Genomic DNA, 24,245 nt, shown 5'->3' with positions numbered 1-24,245 from the left:
GCCCTGTTAAAAAAATTAACATTTTTAGGTTAAGGCCTATAAGACCCTCAAGAAAGGGGCATTCTTGGGGTCATGGTTCTTTTTGTTCCTTAAAAGTCCGCGTCGAAACTGATTTTCTGCGAATCGGAGTCACTTTCCTTGTTCAACACGCCCGCTTTTTGGTATTCGGATACGCGTTTTTCAAAGAAATTGGTCTTGCCTTGGAGCGAGATCATGTCCATAAAATCGAACGGATTGGTGGCGTTATATACTTTCTCGCATTCCAGTTCCACCAACAATCTGTCCGTGACAAACTCCAAGTACTGGGTCATCAATTTGGCGTTCATCCCGATAAGGCTCACGGGGAGCGATTCCGTGATGAACTCTCTTTCTATGTTGAGTGCATCCACGATGATCTCCGAGATGCGCTCTTTTGGCACTTTGTTCACCAGGTGCCTGTTGTGCAAGTGAACGGCATAGTCGCAGTGCATGCCCTCGTCCCTGGAGATAAGCTCATTGGAAAAGGTGAGCCCTGGCATCAAGCCTCTTTTCTTCAACCAAAAGATGGAACAGAAGGCACCTGAGAAGAAAATCCCCTCAACGGCTGCAAAGGCGATGAGACGCTCGGCAAAGCTGGGTGATTCTATCCATTTGAGGGCCCAATCCGCTTTTTTCTTGATGGCCGGGAAGTTTTCGATGGCCTTAAAGAGCACGTTTTTCTCCTTTTCGTCCTTCACATAGGTGTCAATGAGCAGGGAATAGGTCTCGGAGTGGATGTTCTCCATCATGATCTGGAAGCCATAGAAGAACTTGGCCTCGGAATACTGGACCTCGTTCACGAAGTTTTCCGCAAGGTTCTCGTTCACAATCCCATCCGAAGCTGCAAAAAACGCGAGGATGTGCTTGATGAAATATTGCTCGTCTTCATTCAATTTGGTGTTCCAGTCCGTGAGGTCCTGGTGCAGATCTATTTCTTCCGCGGTCCAAAAACAGGCCTCACATTTTTTGTACCACTCCCACAGATCATGGTGCTGAATGGGGAAGATGACAAACCTGTCTTTGTTTTCCTGCAAAATGGGCTCTGTTGCTGCGGACATAATAGCTCGTTATAAAAGTTTATAGTTCGGAAGGGTTCAAAAGGTTAACAAAGATTTAAAAATGTTGTTAGAATGTAAAGGGCACTTATTTGAAACAGGGGCAAAGTTTTTAACACCAAATGTTGAAATCTTGGATGGCCAGTGATGTTTCTTGGGCTTAGGAAAGACGCCGATGTGGAAAGATTTTTTCCATTCTGGGCCACAATAAAAAAAGACCAAAAAGTATATTGGTTTCTATACTGATTGGTCTTGTTTTTTTACGGAAGAAACATATCTCCCTCTATATATTACCAAAGGTACGGCCTGTCCCCGTCCGACTGTTTTGTGATCTTTTTTTGTAACAGGTAGTTCCCCCGAAACCTATTTCCAAATCCAGATCTTGGCCAAACCGGAGATTTTTTCTTGCAAGCGGTTTCTATAATCAAGAGTTTGATTGCTGCGGCCGTACGTATGTTTGGTAATACAAAATTGTTTAAGAGCGTATTTTTGCCGGGACTGTCATTTCTTGGCAATGACCTTGTCCCATTCTGTCCGTATCTTAATCGGTTCGCGTTCAGATACTGCGGCAATGATCAAAGCAACGATCAAAATCACAAATAAAACTGCACATTTTTTCATCTCTAGCTGCTTTTTGTCAAACTTTTATTTTTTGACACGGCCAAGATAAAGAACAAAAATGCGTCTCCTTTGGAGGATGTATAAACGGTCCTTTTTTGTGTATAACTGGTTTTTCTCCCTCCGGATGCCCTCCCAAAATGCAAGTCATGTAGCCAAAAATGGGGTTTTCACCCCCTAAATTGGCATTTTGTGCCAGTTATACGTGTTAGCCATCCATTAGCACATAATTTTAGTGGTGTTTGAAGAATAATCCTAAATTTGGTAAGACCTATACGTGTACTATGCTAGAAGCTGTAATTGTGGACGATGAAATAAAGGCCCTACAGAGTTTGAGCTGGGAACTGACCAACTTGAGCGACGAAGTGGACATTGTTGCTTCTTTTACCGATGCGAACGAGGCATTGGAATATCTGGAGCGCAATACCCCGGACTGCCTTTTTCTGGACATAGAGATGCCTGCCATGGATGGGTTCCAGTTCATCAAAAACCTCAAGAACAAGGATTTTCCAGTGGTCATCACCACCGCGTACAACCAATATGCCCTTCAGGCACTCAAGAACGAGGCCATTGATTACCTCTTGAAACCCATTGACTCGGACGACCTAGAAATCACCATTGCCAAAATAAAGCGGTACAACTCCAAGAACCTCACCGTAAATAGACTGGAGAAAATTCTATTGAATTTCAATTCGGAATCGCACAGCAAAAAAATCACCATCAACACGGACGGTAAATTGCTCTTCCTCAACAGCGATGAAATCCTATATGCCGAATCCGATGGAAATTACAGCACCATCTTCCTAAAGGATGGCCAAAAGATATTGCTCACCAAAAAATTAAAGGAAGTGAACTCGCTCTTACCTGAAAGTAGTTTCTTCCGGATCCATAATTCATACATCATCAACCTCAATAAGATAAAGGAGTTCTTGAAGACCGATGGCTATGTGGTTTTGGAGTCCAATCACAAAATTCCCGTATCCCGGCAAAAGAAATCCGACTTTTTGGATATGCTGTAACCCTCCCCTATATACGTGCCTAAGCTAAAGTTCAAACAAATCGAAAACCTACATCGAGTACAAAGAACTACTCTGGCATTGGCATTGTTCCTATTCCTATCCCAAGTCTCGAAAGCACAAAAAGTGCCTGCCGACTTTGTGGAAAAGGCCAAGGCCATTATCCAATTACAGCCCAAGACCTACGAATCCTTGGATGAAGATTTGGACGCGGACAAAAACGACACTCTCCTGTTGCGCTATTTTGCCCAATTGAGCAAAGAAAACAACTATCCGGAAGGCCAGGCCTATGCCCTGAACCAATTGGGATCCAAGTACCGGAACATCTCTCAGTACAAAAAAGCCGCCGACCTGCACGAACAGGCACTTGCCGCTTCCGAAGAGGCCAATAACACCGAACTCCGGGTACTCAGCCTGAATATGCTCGGGGTGGTCTATAGAAGGACCGATGCCATAAAAACGGCATTGGACTATAACCAAAAGGCCTTGGAACTGGCCGAAACGGTGGAAAACCCTTCCAACCATATCAAAAGGAGCATCAATGTGGCCTTGAACGGTATCGGGAACCTATACCAGACCTTGGAACAGTACGATCTGGCCATCATACAGTTCCGAAGGGCACTGAAATTGGAAGAGGAACTGGGCAATAAATTGGGGCTGGCCATCAACCATCAGAACATTGGCCACTGTATGGAAGAAAAGGGAGACCTGGAAGGCGCACTGGAAAACTACCGAAAGTCCCTTGCCTACAACGAGGAGATCAATTCGGAATACGGAAGCATCATCTGCAAGAACAGTCTGGCACAGATCTATCTGAAGCAAGAAATGCCCTATGCCGCTTTGGTGTTGTTGGAGCCCTTGTTGGAAGCTTCACAAAGAATCGGGGACTTTTTCATCACCCCTTCGATATTCATCAATACCGGGTGGGCACACACCAAATTGGGCAACTATGAAAAGGCAAGGGAGTTCATCGAAGAAGGTCTTGGTATGGCCCAAAGCCACAACTTGCCCAGCAGTATTCTTTATGCCTACCAAAAATTGTCGGAGTTGGAAAGCATCAGGGGCGATTTCAAAAAAGCCTATGAGTTCTACAAAAAGGCAGATGAATATGAAGCGGAGATCTCCAGTGCCACCAACTTGAGGTACATGAACGACATCATCGTCCGGTACGAAGCTGAAAAGAAGAACAACCAGATTTCTGTTCTGGCCAAGGAAAACGAAATCGTGCGGCTGCGGCTGAAAAAAAACCAGACCACGCTTTTGGTGAGTGCACTGATCGTGGGGCTCATCTCCTCCATTCTCTACATCCTGTACCGCCAGTACCAGAGCAAGAATGAGAAAAGGGTGCTTACGCTGGAGCAAAAAATGCTCCGTAGCCAGATGAATCCACACTTTTTGTTCAACTCGTTGAATTCCATCAAGTTGTACATCATCAACAACGAGCAAAAAAATGCGGTACACTACCTGAACAAGTTTTCGAAACTGGTGCGGAAAATTCTGGAAGCCTCTTCACAAAAAGAAATTTCCTTGGCAGAAGAATTGGAAACCGTGGAACTATACATGAACATTGAAAACATACGGTTCTCCAATGAGATCGATTTCCGAATCGATGTGGACAAGGAGATATTCATAGACAACATCAAGATTCCTTCACTGACCTTGCAACCCTTTCTTGAAAACTCGCTATGGCATGGGCTTTCCCCAAAGGATGGTGAGAAGAAGATCCACGTCAATGTACGCAAGAAGGACAAGGGCCATGTGACCATAGAGATCATCGATAATGGTGTGGGCCGTCTGGCCGCCGAGGCCAACAAAGAAAATAGGGTGCTCAAGAGAAAATCCGTGGGCATCCACATCACCAAGGAACGCTTGGCCAATTTTTCCAAGGACTATCAGAATAAGTTTGATGTGTCCTTGGTGGATCTTTTTGACGAAAATGGGATTCCGAACGGCACCAAGGTGGTGCTGGACATCCCTACGATTTAGGTTTCCCCTCAGCTACCTCTTCCAGCTCTCGGTACCATGCCTTTCCAAACTTTCGTATCAAGGCGTCCTTCACGAACTTGTAAATGGGCACTTTCAATTCTCTTCCCAAGCTGCATGCGGGATCGCATATTTCCCATTTGTGGTAATTGACCGCCGTGAACTCCGAATATTCACGTGTGCGAACGGGGTACAAATGGCAGGAAACGGGTTTTTTCCATTTCGTGGCACCGGCCTCGTAGGCTGCCTCTATGCCACATTTGGCCACCCCTGAATCCGAGAAGATCACGTAGGCACATTCATTATTGTTTACCAAAGGAGTTTCCCATTCACCGTCCTCGCCTTCCACAAAGGCGCCTTGCTCCTCAATGGCCTTCACGCCCTCTGGTCTCAAAAAAGGCTTTACCTCTTCAAAAATATTGACGAGCTTGTCCGTTTCCGAATCTTCCAATGGTGCACCATACTCACCCCCAACACAACAAGCACCTTTGCAGGCATTCAGGTTGCAGACAAAGTCGTTCTCCAATATCTCTTCGGACACAATGGTTTTTCCTATCTGGAACATAATGGGCTAATCACTTTTGCGGCAAAGGTAGTCCAAAACCTAAAATTTGACATTTTCTAAACCTTTTTATATGGTCCAAAAGGTTTTTTTACTCGTAAATTTGCAGTCCGAAAAAAATAACGCCATGAATTTCAATTTTAAGGAGATAGCCACCGCTGGAATGATCTTGTTTGCCGTGATAGACATCTTGGGAAGTATCCCGATCATTATCTCATTGCGGAACAAGGTGGGCCACATCCAATCCGAAAAGGCTTCCATTGTGGCCGCCTGCATCATGGTCTCCTTTCTGTTTGTTGGGGAAAGGATCTTGTCCTTGATCGGGATAGATGTGAACTCCTTCGCGGTCGCGGGATCGTTCATCATTTTTTTCCTGGCCATTGAAATGATCTTGGGCATCACACTCTACAGGGACGATGTGCCCGAGACCGCCTCCATTGTACCCATCGCCTTCCCCCTTATTGCCGGGGCCGGGACCATGACCTCCCTCTTGGCGCTACGGGCAGAATATCATGTGGAGAACATTATTGTTGCCATTGTTCTAAACGTTATCTTTGTATATGCCGTTCTGAAGTCCAGTGCCAAGATTGAACGGGTATTGGGAAAGAACGGACTCAGTATCATCCGGAAAGTTTTTGGGGTGGTGCTATTGGCCATTGCCGTGAAATTGTTTGCCACCAACATCAACCAGCTCTTTGAGCACGGGCTTTAAAGATTTGTCATGAACAGAACATTCAGTGTAATCCTCATTATTTTGGCCTTGGGCCTTATTGCGTACAATGTGACCTTGGTGGATTTTGAAGAACCTTTCCAAGGAGACAGTACCATTGCCCTGATTGGTATCATGGCCTCTTTGTGTGCCGTAGTGCTGCTGTTGATCTACATTACCTCCAAGAAGGTGGAGAACAAGCTGAAAAACAAGAACTGAGCAGAATCTCCTAGCCTAAATTAGAATCAGGACCACTCAAATAGTCTAATTCTTGTCTATTGCTTTGATAAATTATCGGTCAAGGTTTACCGCACCGACCTGTGACTTTTCAAAGGCCTCTACATCCAGTTCCTTGATCTTGATCAACATGGCATCAAAATCGCCCTTGATCTGCGCGGAAAGGTTGGGTGAAAAAAGTTGCTCCGCAATATTGGCCTTCAAATAGGCCTTTATTTTTTCTTCGTAGGCATAGAAGTCCAGTTTCACCTTTCTGTCCAAAACGAATTGGATGAACTGGTCAAAAAGGATATCGTCCACAGTGAACTCATCCAAAAACTGGTTTTGGTCGTATCCCGAATACCGGGTCCGGTCTTCTTCCAAATGTTCGAAAACAAATCGGGAGAAGAACTGATAGGTATCATCCATACTCTCAATGGCCTCTTCCTCATTGCTGCCGATGGGCACGAAGACATCGGGGATAATGCCCCCTCCTCCATACACCACTTTTCCTTTGGGTGTCACAAACCGCAACGAATCCGCCACTTTGATACTGTCCGCGGAAACCAGTTCTCCACTGCTATAGCGCTCCATGAATTTGTGGTAATAATCCTTATTTCCATCCTTATAAGACCTTTGTATGGAACGTCCCGTGGGCGTGTAGTACCTGGAAACCGTAAGGCGGACCGCTGAGCCGTCGCCGAGGTCCATTTCCCGCTGCACGAGTCCCTTTCCAAAGGAACGCCTGCCCACTATGGTGCCTATGTCATTGTCCTGCAATGCTCCGGCAATAATCTCACTGGCCGACGCAGAGCGTTCATTGATCAAGACATACACGGGTTTGTCCTCAAAATCCCCTTTATCGGTGGCAAAGGCTTTTTTGATGCGCCCTTTTTTGTTCTTGGTAAAGAGGATGAGCTTGTCCTCACTCAAAAATTCATCGGCCAATTTCTCGGCAATGCCCAAATATCCCCCGGGATTGTCCCTTAGGTCCAAGACCAGTTTTTCTGCACCTCTCAGTTTCAATTTTTTTAGGGCATCCTTGAATTCCCCAAATGTGGATTCGGCAAAACGGTTGATCTTGATGTAGCCAATGTCCTTGGTGAGCATGTAATATCCATCCACACTCCTGATGGGCACTCTATCACGCGTAACCGCCAAATCCATCATCCTGTTCTCCGACTTCCTGTACACCTTTAGGTTCACCTTGGTACCTACTTTACCTTTTAGGGTGGCCACCACGTCATCGTTGGGTATCCTTCTCCCAAACAGGGTGTCCTTGTCGGCCATCAATATGCGATCGCCCGGTCTGATGCCACTGATGTAACTGGGCCCGTTCTTTATGGTCCTGATGACGGTGATCGTATCACGGAACATATAAAAGCTCACGCCTATGCCCGCAAAATCCCCTTTCATGTTCTCGGAGACCTCGTTCATCTCGCTTTTTGGAATATAGACGGAATGGGGATCCAATTTGCCCAAGATATTGTTCACGGTAACATCCACGATACTGTCCGTGTCGATTTCATCCACATATTCATAGTCAATGTAGTCGATAAGACGGTTGAGCTTGTCCTTTTTGGAATTGGTGGAGAAGAGTTTTTCAGGACTGTCGTTGAAATGGAGCTTTCCTCCTATAAAAATACCAGCGGCTACCGCAAAGGCAAGCAACGTTGGCCATAAATACCCTTTGATCTTTTTCATAATAGCAATTGAGGTTCAAACCATTTCCTCCACAACGGGCAAATGTAAAATCTCTACACCGGCCTTCTCCAGGAATTTCAACCCAGAATCATCTTTGTATGCCTGCTGGTACACCACACGTTTTATGCCAGACTGGTGCACCAGTTTACTGCATTCCCTGCATGGGGACAATGTGATGTACAATGTGGCCCCTTCACAGGACTGGGTGGAGGAAGCTACTTTGAGTATGGCGTTTGCCTCGGCATGGAGCACATACCATTTGGTATATCCTTCATCGTCCTCGCAAATGTTCTCAAAACCAGTGGGCGTTCCGTTGTATCCATCGGATATGATCATACGGTCCTTGACAATGATGGCCCCTACCTGTCTTCTTTTGCAGTAGGAGAGTTTTCCCCATTCCTGGGCCATCCGCAGGTAGGCCTTGTCATATTTTTCTTGTTTGCTCTCCGTCATAGGTCAATATCAAAAATGCTGATGCTGAAATAAATATACCTGCTTTGCAAGACCCTTACAACCTTATTCGGTTAAATTTAACGGGGCCCTACATGGGAAACGTGGCAATGAGCAGGGGTATTGTGATGGCGATGATCAAAATGGAGGCCACCGTGATAAAAATACGCCTTTTGACCTTCAAAAGGTCCAATACCACATAGGCAATGGTGAGCACTACCAAGATGATAGTCACCTGCGAAAGCTCAATGCCCGTTGCGAAACCCAACAAAGGGGTAATCTTGTCCTCCTCTTCTGCCATCAACATTTTAAAATAGTTGGAAAACCCAAATCCATGCACCAAACCAAAAAAAGAAGTGGCCAAAATGTGCAGAAAAAGCCCAACATCCATGGCCTCCTTGAACACGTAGGTGAAGTTGAAAAGAGCCGTCAGCAAAATCGTCACCGGAATCAGAAACTCGATAAGGCCCACATCCACGGTAACGACCTCATAAACGGAAAACGCCAAGGAAATACAGTGGGTGATGGTGAACACCGTGGCCAGGATCAACACCCGTTTCCATTGCTTGAACGTAAAGGGCACGGCCAATGCAGATAAGAAGAGGATGTGGTCATAAGCCCCAAAATCCAATACATGGTTCAGCCCCAGTTGGATGTAAAATATAAAATCTTGCATGGTATTGTTGATTCTGTTATTAGGTTATTTGGAGTTAGATACTCGGTGCTTGGTGTCAAATATTCTGTTGTTGTTTCAAGTTTCAGGTTTGATAAAGTTTAGGGGTTTTTAGTTCAAGCTGAAACGCACTATCCACAAATTCCTAAAAATTAAGCGATGCCCCGTTCCTTTTGTATGGTCTCATAGGCTTTCTGCACCTCTTTGAACTTCTCCTCAGCCCCTTTCTTGATGGCCTCATCCTCAGTCACTACACGGTCAGGATGGTATTTTTTGGCCATGCTCCGATAGGCTTTTTTTATTTCTTCGTCCGTAGCATCCTTGTTCACCTCCAAAATCTTGTAGGCATTGTCCGCAGACTTGATGAACATTGCCATGATACTCTCAAAATCGTATTGGCCCACTTTCAGATAGCCCGCAATCTCCCTCAACTTGTTGATTTCGGCCTGGCTCACCTGTCCATCGGCCTGTGCTATCCCGAACAGAAAGTGCAACAACTGCAACCGGACCTCATATCGGGTACGCTGCGACAGATAGGAGCAAATGCGCTGTGCCGATATCTCCCTTTTTTTGATGACCTCGTTGAAGGTCCTAAAAATGGCATTGGCCTTTTCCTTGCCATAGGTGCTCAAAAAGTACTGTCGCACATAGTCGAGCTCCTTTTGGCTCACCTGTCCATCGGCCTTGATGATGATGGAACAAAGGGAAAGTAGGTTCAGTTCAAAATCAGCGGGGGAGACCGTCTGTCGGGTAAAACTTTTTGCCCCACTGTCAGATTTTCCAAGACTGTCCATAAGGCTTCCCAAAAAAAAGCCCAACACTGCACCAGGAAACCGAAACAAAAAAAAGCCGAGAACGGCGGCCACCCATTTGACCATCCTACAAATTTTAAACCCCAAATATAGGGCTTTACCCAAGAAACAAAGTCTTAAGCTATGTTAAGGGTGATGAAAAAAACCCGACAATGCCGTATCTTTGTACTTCATTAAAAAAGAAGCCTATGTATCCCGAAGAATTGGTAAAACCCATGCGAGCAGACTTGGCCACAGCCGGGTTTGAAGAACTATATACAAGTGAGGCCGTTGAAAACGCCCTGAAGAAGGATGGAACCACCCTTGTCGTGGTCAATTCCGTTTGTGGTTGTGCCGCGGCCAACGCCAGGCCAGCTGCCAAATTGAGCCTACAGAACAGCAAGAAACCGAACCATTTGGTGACCGTTTTTGCCGGGGTGGACACCGAAGCGGTGAACACTGCAAGAAACCACATGGTCCCTTTCCCCCCATCTTCACCCAGTATGGCCCTTTTCAGGGACGGTGAATTGGTACACATGATAGAAAGGCACCACATTGAGGGAAGACCAGCGGAACTCATCGCCGAAAATTTGATGGAAGCCTACAACGAGTTTTGTTGATTCCTTCCATGACTTAAATTCCATGCCACCCTAAAGGGTGGTTTTTTTATTTTTACCATCAACTATATGTAAGTTTTTGCCGTGATAAAATTGCTATCCTATCCCCTGACCGTCCTTTTCTTCCTTTTATTTGGATTGGTACTGGTGCTGTTCCATCCTATCCAATGGTTCTGTTTGAAGGTGTTCGGCTACGATGCGCACAAAAGGAGCGTGACCGTACTGAACTGGTTCATTATGCGATGTACCAACGTGCTGGGCACACGCTACAGTTTTGAAAATCCCCATAACATTCCAACGGACAGGCCACTGATCATTGTGACCAACCACCAGAGCATGTACGACATTCCCCCTCTGATCTGTTACATGCGGAAACACCATCCCAAATTTGTGAGCAAAATAGAACTGGGCAAGGGCATCCCGAGTGTGTCCTTCAACCTAAGGCATGGTGGATCGGCACTTATCGACAGGAAAGATCCCAAACAATCCATCACCGAGCTTCAAAAATTGGGAAAGTATATTGAAACACACCAACGCAGCGCGGTCATTTTCCCTGAGGGCACCCGCAGTCGCACAGGAGATCCAAAACCTTTCAGGACCACTGGGCTAAAGGTCTTGATGAAGCAGGCCCCATCGGCCCTGATCGTTCCCATCAGCATCAACAATTCCTGGAAACTGCTCCGCTATGGAAAATTTCCGATGGGGCTGGGCTCGCATGTCCAGTTTCAAGTACATGCCCCATTTGAGAACAAAGGGAATGCCGACGAACTCATTGCCCGTGCCGAAGCACAGATTGTATCAGGAATACATACTTCCAAATGAACAACGAAGCTCTCCTAGAAAAAACTATCCAATTTGTCAAGGAAACGCTCCATGATGCGGAAGGCGGACATGATTGGTTCCATATTGAGCGGGTGTTCAACACCTCCAAAATGCTCTTACAGCATGAAAGTGCAGATGCGCTGACCGTGCAATTGGCAGCACTTTTACACGACATTGCCGACCCCAAGTTCCATCAGGGTGATGAATCCATTGGTCCGAAAATAGCCCGGGGGTTTCTGGAATCCGAAGGCGTGGATGAAAATACCATCGAGCATGTGGTGCTGATCGTCCAACACATGTCCTTTAAAAACAGTCTGGATGGGGAGGGGCAAAAATTCACCTCCAAAGAACTGGAAATCATGCAAGATGCGGACCGATTGGATGCCATGGGTGCCATTGGCATTGCCCGGGCCTTCAACTATGGCGGTTTCAAAAACAGGGCACTCTACGACCCGAACATCCCCCCCAGCCCCAACATGACGAAGGAGGAATACAAGGCCTCCCAAGCCCCGACCATCAACCACTTTTATGAAAAGCTATTGTTGCTGAAAGACGGCATCAACACCGAAACTGGAAAAAAAATGGCCCAAGAGAGACACCTATTCATGCTGGACTATCTGGAACGGTTTTATAGCGAGTGGAATGGAAAGGAATAATCTTCCTTCTCCTACACTTTTTTGTATCTTGTGATGGACATTTAATCAAACTAAACAAAATGCAAAGAAGAAAGTTCCTAAAAAATGCCGCGGCTGCCTCGGCCGCGTTTTCCATTGTACCAAGCCATGTTTTGGGCAAAATGCATGTTCCACCAAGTGATACCCTTTATGTTGCCGCTTTTGGTGTAGGTGGTAGGGGGAATGGTGTGGTCAAAGGATTGAACGCCACCGGCAGAGTCAAATTTGTATCCTTCTGTGATGTGGACGACCGAAGGGCAAAACCTACCTACGATCTTTTCCCTGACGTAAAACGATATAAGGATTTCAGAAAGGTCTATGATGAACAATTGAAAGACATTGATGCCGTAATGGTCGCAACCCCAGACCATACCCATGCCACCATAGCGCTTCCCTTTATGCGGGAGAAAAAACATGCCTATGTTGAAAAACCATTGACCCATAACATCCACGAGGCCCGCTTGATGACCCAAGTGGCCAAAGAGAAGGGCATTGTGACCCAAATGGGCAACCAAGGAGCTTCCAGCGATGACAGCCGTATCGCCCGGGAATGGGTGGAGTCCGGTGTCATCGGAAAAATACACACCATTGACTGTTGGACCAACCGTCCCGTGTGGCCACAAGGCGTGCCTACGCCTACCCAAAAAGACCGTATTCCCAAAGAATTGGACTGGGACCTTTGGTTGGGCCCTGCAGCTATGAGAGATTACAACGATGCTTATCTTCCCTTCAAATGGAGAGGGTTCTGGGATTTTGGAACAGGTGCGTTGGGTGATATGGGCTGCCACATCATGGAAACCCCTTTCAGTGTGCTGGACCTTGGGTATCCCACCGAAGCAGAAGCCAGTTGCACCACGGTTTGGGTAGATGATTTTGTGGAAGCCGATTACAGCCAATCCTGTCCGCCTTCCTCCAAGATCCACTTGAAATTTGAGCATGAGGAACATGGTGATATCGCCCTTAACTGGTATGATGGAGGCCTTAAGCCCGATCTTCCGGATGAACTAAAAGACGGTGAAACTATTGGCGATACTGGTGGAGGTACCATCATGTATGGGGATAAGGGTACTTTGGTATGCGATACCTATTCCAGAAATGCCCGTTTGTTGCCTTCCGATATGATGGACCTATACAAATCGCCCGCTCCAAAATACCCAAGGATCCCCGGAGGTATGGACGGACACATTGCCAACTTTGTTGATGGTTGCCTCAACGGTGCCGCCACATCATCCAACTTTGATAAGGCAGGTAGGTTGACAGAAACCGTACTTATGGGGAACTTGGCCGTGAAAGCCTATCAATACAAGGAACTGAAACCCGGAAAAACTGCACGGGACTGGGAACCTTTCGATTCCCCCGGTAGAAGAAAACTACTTTGGGATGGGGAGAACATGAAGATCACCAACTATGACAAGGCCAATGAATGGGTGACCCGCGACTATCGCAAAGGGTGGGAACTGAAGTAAGCCTCGCATATTAGAAGTAAAAGAGGTGTCCTAAAAGGTTACCCTCTGTCAATTCGAGCGCAGTCGAGAATTTCAATAGGTTTCGACTGCGCTCAACTTGACATATTCCGCAATCTGCACCCATATTTTGTAAATACAAGTAATGGTTGTTCATTGCCATTTTACTTCAGAACAACCTCATCTGGCCATCTTTGTATTGCTCATGGAGTTCCTTGTTCAGAATGGGGAACTCTTTGCCCATGAAATACTTTTTCCTCGCCAATCGGGCCATATCATGTATTTGAGAAGCTATCTTTCCCTCTCCCCTGTTCCTTAACCCAAACCGACTGTCGTTTATGGTGCCGCCATGGCAGTCCTGGATCTGGTGGAGTACTTTTTCGGCGCGGTCCGGCATGGCCTTTTTGATCCAATCCGTAAAAATCTGTCCAATGGCCCCGTTCAGCCTAACCACGGTGAACCCAAAAGAAAGCGCCCCATGCTCGGATACCGTTTTTGCCAACGGCAACAGTTCATGGCTGTTGATTCCGGGAATCATGGGAGCCAACATGGCGTTCACAGGAATATTGTTCTCTGACAGGACTTGGATGGTCTTCAATCTTTTCTGGATGGATGCCGTGCGGGGTTCTAGTTTTCTTCTCGTCGCCTCGGAAAGTGAGGTAACGGATATGTTCACGGCCAGCAATCTGTGGGCATTCAGTTCTTTTAAAACATCCAGATCACGCAATACCAAGGCATTTTTAGTGATGATGCCCACGGGATGCCTGTATTTTAAGAACACCTCCAAACATTTTCGGGTGATCTCGAATTTTTGCTCAGCTGGTTGGTAGCAATCCGTGTTGCCCGACAGGACGATGGTCTGTGCCTTCCAATTTTTGTGTTTTATCTTGGCCTCCAACAGCTCTGGGGCCGATTTCTTCACCAAGATCTTTCGTTCAAAATCCAATCCGGCACTATATCCCCAATATTCGTGGGCATTTCTTGCATAGCAATAGATACAGCCATGTTCACAGCCTTGGTATGGGTTCATGGAGAACATCATCCCCACATCCGGGCTGTCCACTTTGTTCACTATGGTCTTTGGGAAAATGGGGATATATTGGGTCTTATTGCTTTCGGCTTCCTCACCCTCTATCCTACAAAATTCCAAAAAGTCCTCCCGCATCTCATATACATGCTGTAAAAATTGATTGGGCGTGTTTTTTTGTGCACCCCTGCCCTTTAGGAAATTATCGGAAGACATAAAAATAGGATTTATTCCAAATTTATGGAATATTTCCTATAATTGATTTTATGTATTGTTAAAACTCAATCAGAAAAATAAAAGCCGGACAGTGTCCGGCTTTCCGCTTAATGGTTGGGATGTGCCCCAAAAGGGGTAATTTCCTTTTTTAGTGCAGACCAAAATAGGCTGCCACCGCATGATAATCGTTGGTGTCCACTCCTGCGGCTTTGAGTTCGGCCATCATATCTCCAGTACCGGCTTTGCCTTGCATGGTATTAACCTCTATGGCAACAATGACAAGGTTAAGGTAAAAACCGGGAGGTACATTAAAAAGAGCTCCTTGGCTATCCTTGAACACAATAATCCCATTCGGACTTTCATCGGAATTGGCCAAAAAACTCACATCTGTCGTGAAAAGGTCAAAAACAGGCCCGCCTGGAACCGAATGTACTGCAACTTCAGCTTCAATAAAATATTCCATGTAAAAAAGGAAGGCAAAATTGGATCTCTTTTCCGCTACAATCGGCATATCGAATTCAAAGAACTCCCCTCCATTCCATGCCTCCATGTTTATTTTGACCGATTGCACATTGGCATTGCCGTCCACACCATTCGTTCCATTGGTGCCGTTGGTTCCATTAGTTCCATCCTCGCCATCAGCTCCTGCCGGCCCTTGAACACCTGCTGGTCCCTGAAGGCCACGTTCCCCGTCCTCACCAGAACAGGACATTAAAACCATTGCCATACAGAGCATGGCCATACTGAACAACTTAACTGTTTTCATAAAATCAATTTGAAAGTTTATACCAACCAAAAGTAGCGCAGTGCCTTTTAGGAATTGGGGCCAACTAACGGATGCCCAATACTAATTGACCCATGTGCCTTTGGAATTGACGGATGAAAAAGTTTGTAGGGATATTCTTTCTTGAAATTTCAACTCTCAGTAAACAGTAAGCAATGGGCAGTAGGCAGTTCAACTTTAAATAAGAACAATCATGAACACAACATCAGATTGCAATAACCAACGACTCGGTTAACAGTGGATAGTTGGCAATATGCCAGTTCAAGTTCACACGTTCGGCCAGCAAGCATGAACAAGGAAAAACCTGAAACAAGAGATTTGAAGCCCTACCGAGTTCCAGCGTTTCGACTGCACTCAATGTGAAGCTTCGAACTTCGGACTTCGAGCATCAAACAACCAAGTACCCTTAATTGAAACCCACTTTCACCAATTGCTTTTTGCCGCCTCTTTTGGCGTAGAAGAGCATATTGCTGTCCACTTCGTCCTTCAAGGGTTTGGAAACCATGAGGGGAAGTCTGGCCTCCTGCTGGTCAATGATCTTTTCGTAGTCCATGGTCCCGTTCTCATCCAAAGAGATCAAGAAGACGTTCCGGTTGCGGCTCAGGCCTTGTTTGAAGATTAGGCGTTCGTTGTTGATGAGTTGCGGGTTTTCCGCCGCGGTACAGATAAAGAAGTAGGTCTTCCCATCCTTGCAATACGAGCTGTAGGATGCATAGGCACCATCGCCCTGTGTCACCTCGGTCTTGTTGATGTTTCTGGCCCATTCCATATTCCCATCGGCCCCCAACTTCACGCTCACGATGTCGTTGTGATGGTACCGCTCAATCTTTACCCTTTGCCCAGCTCCGGTAACTTCCATTCCCGATGTGACAAAATATTCCTCTGCATTGAAGAAGATTTCGTTGTTCTGGGTAACCTCGACCCCTTTGAACACCAAGTTCTTGATGACCTTGTCCCCTTCTCGGCCAAATTTGTCGTCCATGAACTGCTCCGAAAAGGCATTGTACCTATTGGTCCGTATGGCGAGGGTGGAGGGGTCCACATCAAAATAAGCGATGCCATTGTAGCGATTGTCCTTTCGGTCGGCATAGAAACCAACGCAGACTAGTTTGTTCTTTAGGATGATGGGGTACAGACCTTCGGGATATTTGCCGGGATCCACAAAAGATTGCGTCTGACTACTATTTTGTGATACTTTCACGAGTTCATACTGGAACTTGCGCTCATCCACCTGAAAACGGTTCCGTTTGAAATAGGCCTTGCCAATGATATAGGCCGTTTGCAGGTCGGAGGAAATGGCCACGCTCTCAAAAGCATAGTTCTTTTCCTCTATCTCTGCCGAAAAATCATGCTCAAACCGCTTGTTCAGGGCAGTGTCGAACAAATGGATGATATGCTTGTTGTCCTTCCCCTTTTTGTGGTGGGTACTTATGATGAACCCCGTTTTTTCCTCATTGAACAGGATGGCCGTGGAGAACCCACTGGAAAAATTACGGTTGTAGAAATTTTTCCCGACCGGATCGCCCACCTGTTCCGATGCTATGGAAAGTAGCTGTTTTGTGCTAAAATTAAAATCGATGATGGGACTGGTATGCACCCAATATTCGTATTGGCCCCTTGCCCCGTTATAGTTGAGGAACAATAGGTTCAGTTGCCCATTTTTGAAGAATCCTTCCACAAATTCCTGATCCTTCAGCTTGTAGTTGTATTCGTTCACCAGTTCCAGGGCACTGTTATAATGTTCAATCAGATATCCCTTTGGCTTCAGAATGAGACCTTGGTAATAGGCGCGGACCAAAAGATACCCACCTGTCCCATCTTCATCGATGGTCATTAGATTAGAGTATCGGTATCGATCGTTGTATTTTTCACCAAAGTCGTAAGTGACCGGCATTTTTTGGGCCATGGTCACCATGGCAAACAACAAAGAACAAAGTAGGAAAAAGTGGTTTCTGATCATGGTTTGGCTGAGTTCAGGCCAACGGTCACGACCCCGGAAAATCTGCCTGACGCTTTTCCAAAAAGGCGGATGTCCCCTCCTTGAAATCGTCGGTGCCAAAACAATGGCCAAAGGCATCTATCTCCGTGGCATAGCCATCGGCGTCATACCCAAAACCAGCATTTACCGCTTTTATTGCATGCTTGATGGCCACTGTGGAATTTTTCGATATCCTGCCCGCTATTTTAACACAAAGGGGCAACAGTTCTTCCTGCGACACCACATGATTCACCAATCCAAAGGCAAAAGCCTTGTCCGCATCTATCATCCCTGCGGTCATGATGAGTTCCATCGCCCTTCCCTTCCCAATGAGCTGTGGCAAGCGCTGTGTGCCCCCGTAGCCTGGGATCACGCCAAGGGAAACTTCTGGAAGTCCCATGCGGGCATTGCTGCTGGCCACCCTGAAATGGCTGGCCATGGCGAGCTCCAATCCGCCGCCAAGCGCAAAACCGTTGATGGCCGCTATGACGGGCGTGGACAGGTTCTCCACTAGGTTGAACAAATTTTTCTGCCCCATGGCTGCCAATTGACGGCCTTCCTTGACCGAAAAATTGGCAAATTCCGAAATATCCGCACCGGCCACAAAGGCCTTTTCACCACTTCCTGTGATGATGATGACCTTGATCTCACTGTCCTCGTCCAACTCCTTGAAAGCGACATGGAGTTCCTCAATGGTCCTTTGGTTGAGCGCATTCAATTTATTGGGCCTGTTGATGGTGATGATGGCCAAATTGTTCTCTTCTTCGATGTAGATGTTTTCGTAGTCCATGTGCAATCGTTTAGGAATGGTCCATGACGGACCTGTACTTGAATTTATTTGCGTTGTTTGGGGAATTTGATGGTAAAGACCGTTCCCTTGCCCTCTTTTGAAGTAAAGGTAATGGTTCCCTTATAGTTTTCCACAATATTCTTGACCATCCCCAGGCCAAGGCCAGTACCGCTTGACTTGGTCGTAAATTTAGGCTCAAATACACGGTACCTCAGGTCATCTGGAATGCCCACACCATTGTCGGCAACGGAAATTTTCACGTACTGGTCTTCGGTGGCCACCGTGACCAATATCCGGGGCGATTCAACTTCGGGAACGGCCTGTATGGCATTTTTCACCAAGTTGGTGATGACCCGGATGAGTTGGGTACGGTCCAGTTTGGCAATGATCTCTTCTTCATCCGCAATGAAATGGATGTAGTCCTCATTGAAGATCTCCAAGGCCAGTTTCACGATATTCACCACATTCAACGTCTCGTTCTGCTGCGCGGGCATATCTGCAAAACTGGAGAAGGCCGTGGCTATGTTGCTCATCGTATCTATCTGTTGCACCAAGGTCTTGGAAAACTCCTTTACCTTTTTTTGGATATCGGGGTCGTTGGGGTCGAACTTGCGCTCAAAACTCTGGACGGTAAGCCGCAATGGGGTCAGGGGGTTCTTGATCTCGTGTGCCACCTGCTTGGCCATTTCCCGCCAGGCCTGCTCCCTTTCACTACGTGCCAATTTCACGGCACTCTCTTCCAATTCATCGATCATCCGGTTATAGGAATCCACCAGTTTGCCGATTTCTTCCCCAGGACTCTCCAAATAGATCTTCTCGTTCCTTCGGGTGAGGTTGGTCCGGTACATTTTATCGGATATGGTCTGGAGTGATCTCGTAATGTATTTTGAAATGAAATAGGCCAGTACTATGGCCGAAATCAGCATCAACAGATACACTCCGCCCAACCGAAAAAGAAACTCCCTCAACTCTTTGTTGTTGAACGTGTTATCCTCAAAATAAGGAAGGCTCATGATGCCGATGGGCTTGAACTTGGGGTCGTTGATATAGGAATAGGTGGCCTGATAGTTATCGCCCGCCGCACGTTTTTCCTCCACATATCTTTTATTGCCACTATCCCGAAGGTAATTCAGGATTTTGGCATCCAAGCAGCTGGCAATGGAATCCTCTTCAAAGCTGGGACGGGAACTTTTGATGAGATTGCCCTCCAGGTCATAGATGTTGAAGTTTACGTTCTGCACGTCCGCGATCTTATAGATCTCGTCCCTGAAAATATGTCCCAAGTTTTCGGTGGTGACCGGGTAGGTGGTCTCTTTTAAGGCATAGGAAATGCTCTGCAACACCTGTTCTTCCTTTCGTTCCAACCTATCGTTGTGATAGTCCTTCCCCTCTTCCCTGTATTGATAGATGGTGACGGCCACAATCAATACGGAAGCGATGACCACCAACATGATCATGGCGAAAAAAATACGGGACCTTAAGGATAGCTTCTTCAACAAACTTGGCTGATTTGCGATAAATTTAAACAATTATCAAGCCAAATGAGGTAGAAGAGCACATTCAAGTTTCAAGTGACAAACTCAAGGTCAACTAAATTCGAATCTTGTCCATTTGAGCTTGATACTTGTTCTTGATGTTTGAACCTTTTTAAGCATCAGGATTTTTATCCCGAATACGCTTGTACAGTCGAATGCCCAACATGAGCAGTATGGCCAAAACAAAAATGCCGATCACCCCATAGATCCAATTGAAAGCGTTTTTCAAAATGACCAAGAACACCACGGCAAAAAGGATAAGGGTGGCCCCTTCGTTCCAAACACGCATAAACTTTGAGGTGTATTTCACTTCATCGCGTTGCAGTTGTTTGAATATTTGATGGCACTTTAGGTGGTAAACGAAGAGCAGTGCGACAAAGGCCAGTTTCACGTGCATCCACGATTGTTGCAACCAACCCGGCATCAAAACCAAAAGCCAAATGGCAAAGAGGGTGCACAGAATGGCAGATGGCCATGTGATGATATACCACAACCGTTTGGTCATCAACTTGAGCTGATCACTGAGGATTTCTTTTTCCGGTGATGGTTTTTGCCATGCCTCAATGTGGTAAATGAAAAGTCTCGGGATATAGAACAGTCCCGCGAACCAGGTGACCACAAAGATCAAGTGAAGTGATTTGATGTAATTATAGATTTCCATTTGCTTGGCCCGATGTAATAGGAGTCAAAGGTAAAGGGAAGATGGCAGATATGAAACAACCTTCGCCCTTTACCTTTTGTACTTCTTGTCTTATTCCTCTACGGACAGATAGTTCAGTTTTAAATTGTTGAACTCTTCATTGAATGCTGCTATCTCTTTGTCCACCAAAGCATCAAAAGCGGTCAACTGCTCTTTTATTTTGGCGGAGAGTTCATTTTTCACGGCAATGTCCTGCTCGGTGGGCGGAAAATCGTCCAAAGCGACCAAACTGTTCAAATGGCCCAATTTGTTCGTGAGCCTGATCGGGAAGTTCAGGGGGTCTTGGTTACTTTGGTTCTTTGTTTGGTACAGTGCTTTTTCAATTTCCCCAAAGCCTTCCTTCATTTTTTTTGCTTTTTCCACCAAGGCCTTGGTAGCTTCGTTGTCCTTGTATTGCTTAACGAACTCATCCAGTTTGCCGTTGATGTTCCTGATCTTTTTGATGGATTGGTGTGCCCTGTCCACAGTCGCGTTCACATCGGAGATAAAATCGTACTGTTCCTGCATTTCTGCCACGCTGGCCTCCGACCTTGGATCGGGCAAGATCTTGAATTCTTGGGATTGTTCCTCTCCATTGACGTTCAAATGCACCTTGTAGGAACCCGGAACTGCCTTTGCCCCGTTCAGGTTGGCCCACCAGAGAATCATGCCCTGCAGCCTTTCGGCCCCTTTGCCCCTAGTGTCCCAAACGTGGATGTTGCCCCCTTTCTTCACTTCCAGTTTTTTGTCCCTTTCTTTGGCATAAGTGCTAAAGGAAGCCAAGGTGTCCCCATTCATTTGTGTATAGCTAAGGGCTATACTGTCTTTTTCCTGAACATCTTTTAGGTAGAAGTGGGTGATTACCCCATTGGCGAGGTTTTGCCCTTCTGTTTTGGAAGGCCTTCTTGCTGCATTGCCCTTGGTTCGATAACTGTCCTTGGGATGATACAGGATGGCACTGGCGGATTTCTTCGCATCGTTCAACTGATGCAATACCGTAAGGTCATCGATTACCCAAAGGCTTCTTCCCTGAGTGGCCACGATCAGGTTGTCATCTTTGATGGTCAGGTCCGTGATGGGCACAATGGGCAAGTTCAACTGGAATTTCTCCCAGTTTTGGCCATCATTGAACGAAATATACATCCCGGTTTCTGTTCCAGCATAGAGCAACCCCTTTCTTTTGGGATCTTCACGGACCACACGGGTAAAATGCTCGGCCTCGATACCATTGGTGATCTTGGTCCACGTTTTCCCGTAGTCGGTGGTCTTGTAGAGGTAGGGGGCAAAATCGCCCAATTTGTATCGGGTGGCCGCTACATAGCAGGTACCCTCATCAAAAGCGGATGGTTCTATACTGTTGATCATGTTCCACTCGGGCATGTTCGACGGGGTGACATTTTCCCATGTCTTTCCACCATCCTTGGTCACATGGATGAGTCCGTCATCACTGCCCACCCATAGCAATCCTTCTTTCAACGGGCTTTCATTGGCGGCAAAAATGGTACAGTAGTATTCCACACTGGTGTTGTCTTGGGTGATGGGTCCCCCACTGGAGACCATCTTTGCAGGATCGTTCCGTGTCAAATCCCCACTGAGCAACTCCCAGCTTTGCCCTTCATTGGTGGTCCTATGCACATGATTGGAGAAAGTGTATAGTTTTTTGGGATCATGCTTGCTGAAAATAATGGGGAAGTTCCATTGGAATCGATATTTCATGCCTTCGGCACCATAACCCATAGGGTTATCAGGCCAGACATTGATGCCCCTAACGGTCTTGTTCTTGTGGTTGACGCGGGTCAGGAATCCACCATAGCTGCCACCATATACAATGTCGTCGTTCGCAGGATCAACAGCGATATGGGCCGATTCACCTCCAGCGGTTTCCTCCCAATCATCTTCCCCAATGGAATTGTCATCGCTTCGATAATTGATCCGCAAAGTAGAATTGTCCTGCTGTGCCACATAGATGCGGTATGGAAAGGCATTGTCCGTGACCACCCTATAAAACTGGGCCGTGGGCTGGTTGTAATAGGTGCTCCATGTTTCACCGCCATCATAACTGATCTGGGCCCCTCCATCGTCACCAATGATCATACGTTGGGAATTTTCAGGAGCGATCCAAAGATCATGGTGGTCCCCATGCGGCGCATTGAACGACTCAAAGGTCTTTCCGCCATCCGTACTTCTGTGATAGCTTACATTCAGCACATAGACTTTGTCCAGATCCTCAGCATCGGCATACACCCGGGTGTAGTACCATGCCCTTTGCCGTAAACTACGATCACTGTTGACCAATGTCCATTTTTTTCCTCCATCGTCCGAACGATAAAGCCCTCCCTTTTCCTTATTCTCCACAATGGCCCAGACCCTATCGCTATTTTGTGGCGAAACGGTCACGCCCATGATTCCCAAGGTATCTTTCGGGAAGCCTTCATTTTTTGAAATCTCCGTCCAAGTTTCCCCACTGTCCGTGCTCTTCCATAGCGCCGAACCATCGCCGCCACTGCTCAGACTATAAGGGGTGCGCTGGACTCTCCAAGTGGATGCGTATAAAATCCGGGGATTGTTGGGGTCGAAGGTAAGATCCACTGCTCCGGACTGATCGTTCACAAAAAGAACTTTTTCCCAAGATGCTCCACCATCTGTGCTTTTATAGATTCCCCTGTCTTTCGCTGGCTTGTAGATATCGCCCATGACAGCAGCATACACGATATTATGATCTGTGGGATGAACCCGCAATCTTGGGATATGTCTTGTGTTTTCCAACCCTACAGACTTCCACGTTTTTCCGGCATCCTCAGTCTTCCAGACCCCATAGCCCGAAGAAACATTTCCACGGACCGTTTTTTCTCCACCGCCCACATAGATCACATTGGGGTCACTTTTGGCCACCTCCACCGAGCCGATACTCCCTCCAAAATAACCATCGGAAATGTTTTCCCAACTACGCCCGCCATCAGTGGTTTTCCATACCCCGCCGCCAGTCGCTCCAAAATAAAACAGATTGGGTTCTCCCGGCACTCCGGTGACCGCTGCGGAACGACCGCCCCGAAACGGACCTATCAATCGATACTCCAAACTGGAATAGAGTTCCTTGGGGTATTCCGGTCCCGTCTGGCTGTTCTTTTTTCTTTGGGAATGAATGGGCGTAATGCAGAAAACGACGGCAAGTGAAAGCATACCGATTTTAAAAAGGCGAGTCTTCATTGTTTAAGGTGTTCAGTTAGTCATTTAAATGTAATCAAAAAGCTGTAAAAAAAGTTTTCCAATATTTCGTACTTTAACCCTCCAGATAAAAAAACCTTAGTACTATGCAAAATTTGTTCAGGCTCGCCTTGCTATCCATCCTTCTTGTGGCCTGTAAAAACCAATCGAAACAAACAGAAGAAACAACAACCGCCCAACCTGAGGAGAAGAAATCCGAATGGGTCCATCTTTTTGATGGTACCAGTCTGGAAGGTTGGAGAGGATACAACATGGATTCCCTTCCCCCCGGATGGACGATCAAGGACAGCATATTGACCTTTGACACCGAACTGGGCATGGAACAGGATTATAAAGGCGGAAAGGACATCATATATGGTGCCGAGGAGTTCGACAATTTCGAGCTCTATCTGGAGTGGAAGATCCCCGAGGGGGCCAACAGCGGTATTTTTTATCACGTGAAAGAAGGTTATGACGGCCCGCCCGTGGTGGCCCCGGAATATCAGATCATAGATGATGAAAATTATGCGAACATCCACGATTTGACCGGGTACAACTCCCAATTTGGTGCCGAGCACCCCGAGCTGCTCCAGGACTGGCAGAGGACCGGTGCCGACTATGCCATGCACGTGGCGGACGAATCACAGAAACAATTGAACCC

22 protein-coding genes are annotated in these 24,245 nt (G+C 46.6%); 9 read left to right on the top strand and 13 right to left on the bottom strand.

The genetic code is table 11. The features are described from left to right. Window positions 1-89: 89 nt before the first annotated feature. On the bottom strand, window positions 90-1,076 hold the full coding sequence (locus tag DB398_RS08035) for a ribonucleotide-diphosphate reductase subunit beta (protein ID WP_108423882.1): 987 nt from the start codon (window positions 1,074-1,076) through the stop codon (window positions 90-92). An 899-nt stretch (window positions 1,077-1,975) separates the two neighbouring features. On the opposite strand from DB398_RS08035, the gene DB398_RS08030 reads away from it, so the two are divergent. Then, entirely contained in the window at window positions 1,976-2,710 is a 735-nt protein-coding gene (locus DB398_RS08030) for a LytR/AlgR family response regulator transcription factor (RefSeq protein WP_108423881.1), read from the top strand. 78 nt (window positions 2,711-2,788) lie between these two features. Continuing rightward, window positions 2,789-4,693, top strand: coding sequence for a tetratricopeptide repeat-containing sensor histidine kinase (locus tag DB398_RS08025; RefSeq protein ID WP_234416142.1), 1,905 nt, complete (start codon window positions 2,789-2,791; stop codon window positions 4,691-4,693). Here DB398_RS08025 and DB398_RS08020 read toward each other — a convergent pair. Continuing rightward, window positions 4,683-5,255, bottom strand: coding sequence for a DUF3109 family protein (locus DB398_RS08020; RefSeq protein ID WP_108423879.1), 573 nt, complete (start codon window positions 5,253-5,255; stop codon window positions 4,683-4,685). The genes DB398_RS08025 and DB398_RS08020 overlap by 11 nt on opposite strands. Before the next feature lie 124 nt (window positions 5,256-5,379). Between DB398_RS08020 and DB398_RS08015 the strand changes: the two genes are divergently transcribed. Both DB398_RS08015 and DB398_RS08010 read left to right on the top strand, forming a co-directional pair. Then, window positions 5,380-5,964, top strand: a complete 585-nt coding sequence (locus DB398_RS08015; protein ID WP_108424125.1) for a MarC family protein — start codon at window positions 5,380-5,382, stop codon at window positions 5,962-5,964. Window positions 5,965-5,973: 9 nt separating this feature from the next. Beyond that, a complete protein-coding gene (locus tag DB398_RS08010) occupies window positions 5,974-6,180 on the top strand; it encodes a hypothetical protein (RefSeq protein WP_108423878.1) in 207 nt (68 codons plus the stop codon). Window positions 6,181-6,252: 72 nt separating this feature from the next. On the opposite strand, the gene DB398_RS08005 is transcribed toward DB398_RS08010, so the two are convergent. The 4 genes from DB398_RS08005 to DB398_RS07990 all read right to left on the bottom strand — a co-directional run bounded on the left by DB398_RS08005 (window position 6,253) and on the right by DB398_RS07990 (window position 9,882). Continuing rightward, window positions 6,253-7,881: a S41 family peptidase gene (locus DB398_RS08005; RefSeq protein WP_108423877.1), complete on the bottom strand. Its 1,629-nt coding sequence runs from the start codon at window positions 7,879-7,881 to the stop codon at window positions 6,253-6,255. 15 nt (window positions 7,882-7,896) lie between these two features. Further along, window positions 7,897-8,334 (bottom strand): deoxycytidylate deaminase, encoded by a 438-nt coding sequence (locus DB398_RS08000; protein ID WP_108423876.1) that lies wholly within the window; start codon window positions 8,332-8,334, stop codon window positions 7,897-7,899. 88 nt (window positions 8,335-8,422) lie between these two features. Then, complete coding sequence (locus DB398_RS07995) at window positions 8,423-9,007, bottom strand: HupE/UreJ family protein (protein ID WP_108423875.1); 585 nt, start codon at window positions 9,005-9,007, stop codon at window positions 8,423-8,425. Window positions 9,008-9,156: 149 nt separating this feature from the next. Continuing rightward, window positions 9,157-9,882 carry a TerB family tellurite resistance protein gene (locus DB398_RS07990; RefSeq protein ID WP_108423874.1) on the bottom strand — a complete coding sequence of 242 codons (726 nt, stop codon included), beginning with the start codon at window positions 9,880-9,882 and terminating at the stop codon, window positions 9,157-9,159. A gap of 122 nt (window positions 9,883-10,004) precedes the next feature. Here DB398_RS07990 and DB398_RS07985 point away from each other — a divergent pair, with 122 nt between their 5' ends. The 4 genes from DB398_RS07985 (at window position 10,005) to DB398_RS07970 (ending at window position 13,374) form a co-directional block, all read left to right on the top strand. Beyond that, the gene (locus DB398_RS07985) at window positions 10,005-10,415 is read left to right on the top strand and encodes a BrxA/BrxB family bacilliredoxin (RefSeq protein ID WP_108423873.1); all 411 of its coding nucleotides are present in this window, start codon (window positions 10,005-10,007) and stop codon (window positions 10,413-10,415) included. 81 nt (window positions 10,416-10,496) lie between these two features. After that, a complete protein-coding gene (locus DB398_RS07980) occupies window positions 10,497-11,234 on the top strand; it encodes a lysophospholipid acyltransferase family protein (protein WP_108423872.1) in 738 nt (245 codons plus the stop codon). Further along, a complete protein-coding gene (locus tag DB398_RS07975) occupies window positions 11,231-11,890 on the top strand; it encodes an HD domain-containing protein (protein WP_108423871.1) in 660 nt (219 codons plus the stop codon). Before DB398_RS07980 ends, DB398_RS07975 begins: the two co-directional genes overlap by 4 nt. Before the next feature lie 59 nt (window positions 11,891-11,949). Continuing rightward, the gene (locus tag DB398_RS07970; protein ID WP_108423870.1) at window positions 11,950-13,374 is read left to right on the top strand and encodes a Gfo/Idh/MocA family protein; all 1,425 of its coding nucleotides are present in this window, start codon (window positions 11,950-11,952) and stop codon (window positions 13,372-13,374) included. A 166-nt stretch (window positions 13,375-13,540) separates the two neighbouring features. Here DB398_RS07970 and DB398_RS07965 read toward each other — a convergent pair whose 3' ends face one another. The 7 genes from DB398_RS07965 to DB398_RS07935 form a co-directional block, all read right to left on the bottom strand. Continuing rightward, window positions 13,541-14,614: a PA0069 family radical SAM protein gene (locus tag DB398_RS07965; RefSeq protein WP_108423869.1), complete on the bottom strand. Its 1,074-nt coding sequence runs from the start codon at window positions 14,612-14,614 to the stop codon at window positions 13,541-13,543. Window positions 14,615-14,762: 148 nt separating this feature from the next. Then, a complete protein-coding gene (locus DB398_RS07960) occupies window positions 14,763-15,380 on the bottom strand; it encodes a collagen-like protein (protein ID WP_199913371.1) in 618 nt (205 codons plus the stop codon). 424 nt (window positions 15,381-15,804) lie between these two features. After that, window positions 15,805-17,358 carry a hypothetical protein gene (locus DB398_RS07955; RefSeq protein WP_108423868.1) on the bottom strand — a complete coding sequence of 518 codons (1,554 nt, stop codon included), beginning with the start codon at window positions 17,356-17,358 and terminating at the stop codon, window positions 15,805-15,807. A gap of 25 nt (window positions 17,359-17,383) precedes the next feature. Further along, on the bottom strand, window positions 17,384-18,166 hold the full coding sequence (locus DB398_RS07950; protein ID WP_108423867.1) for an enoyl-CoA hydratase/isomerase family protein: 783 nt from the start codon (window positions 18,164-18,166) through the stop codon (window positions 17,384-17,386). A gap of 44 nt (window positions 18,167-18,210) precedes the next feature. Next, a complete protein-coding gene (locus tag DB398_RS07945) occupies window positions 18,211-19,623 on the bottom strand; it encodes a sensor histidine kinase (RefSeq protein ID WP_108423866.1) in 1,413 nt (470 codons plus the stop codon). A gap of 190 nt (window positions 19,624-19,813) precedes the next feature. Next, window positions 19,814-20,362 carry a CopD family protein gene (locus DB398_RS07940; protein ID WP_108423865.1) on the bottom strand — a complete coding sequence of 183 codons (549 nt, stop codon included), beginning with the start codon at window positions 20,360-20,362 and terminating at the stop codon, window positions 19,814-19,816. 90 nt (window positions 20,363-20,452) lie between these two features. Continuing rightward, a complete protein-coding gene (locus DB398_RS07935; RefSeq protein WP_108423864.1) occupies window positions 20,453-23,587 on the bottom strand; it encodes a WD40/YVTN/BNR-like repeat-containing protein in 3,135 nt (1,044 codons plus the stop codon). Between the two features lie 104 nt (window positions 23,588-23,691). On the opposite strand from DB398_RS07935, the gene DB398_RS07930 reads away from it, so the two are divergent. Next, window positions 23,692-24,245 (top strand): 3-keto-disaccharide hydrolase (locus tag DB398_RS07930; protein ID WP_108423863.1); only part of this gene is annotated, 554 nt, incomplete at its 3' end.

The organism is Flagellimonas amoyensis (genome assembly GCF_003058265.1).
In the GTDB taxonomy this organism is placed as follows: domain Bacteria; phylum Bacteroidota; class Bacteroidia; order Flavobacteriales; family Flavobacteriaceae; genus Flagellimonas; species Flagellimonas amoyensis.
This window is presented reverse-complemented; position numbering and strand designations above follow the sequence as displayed.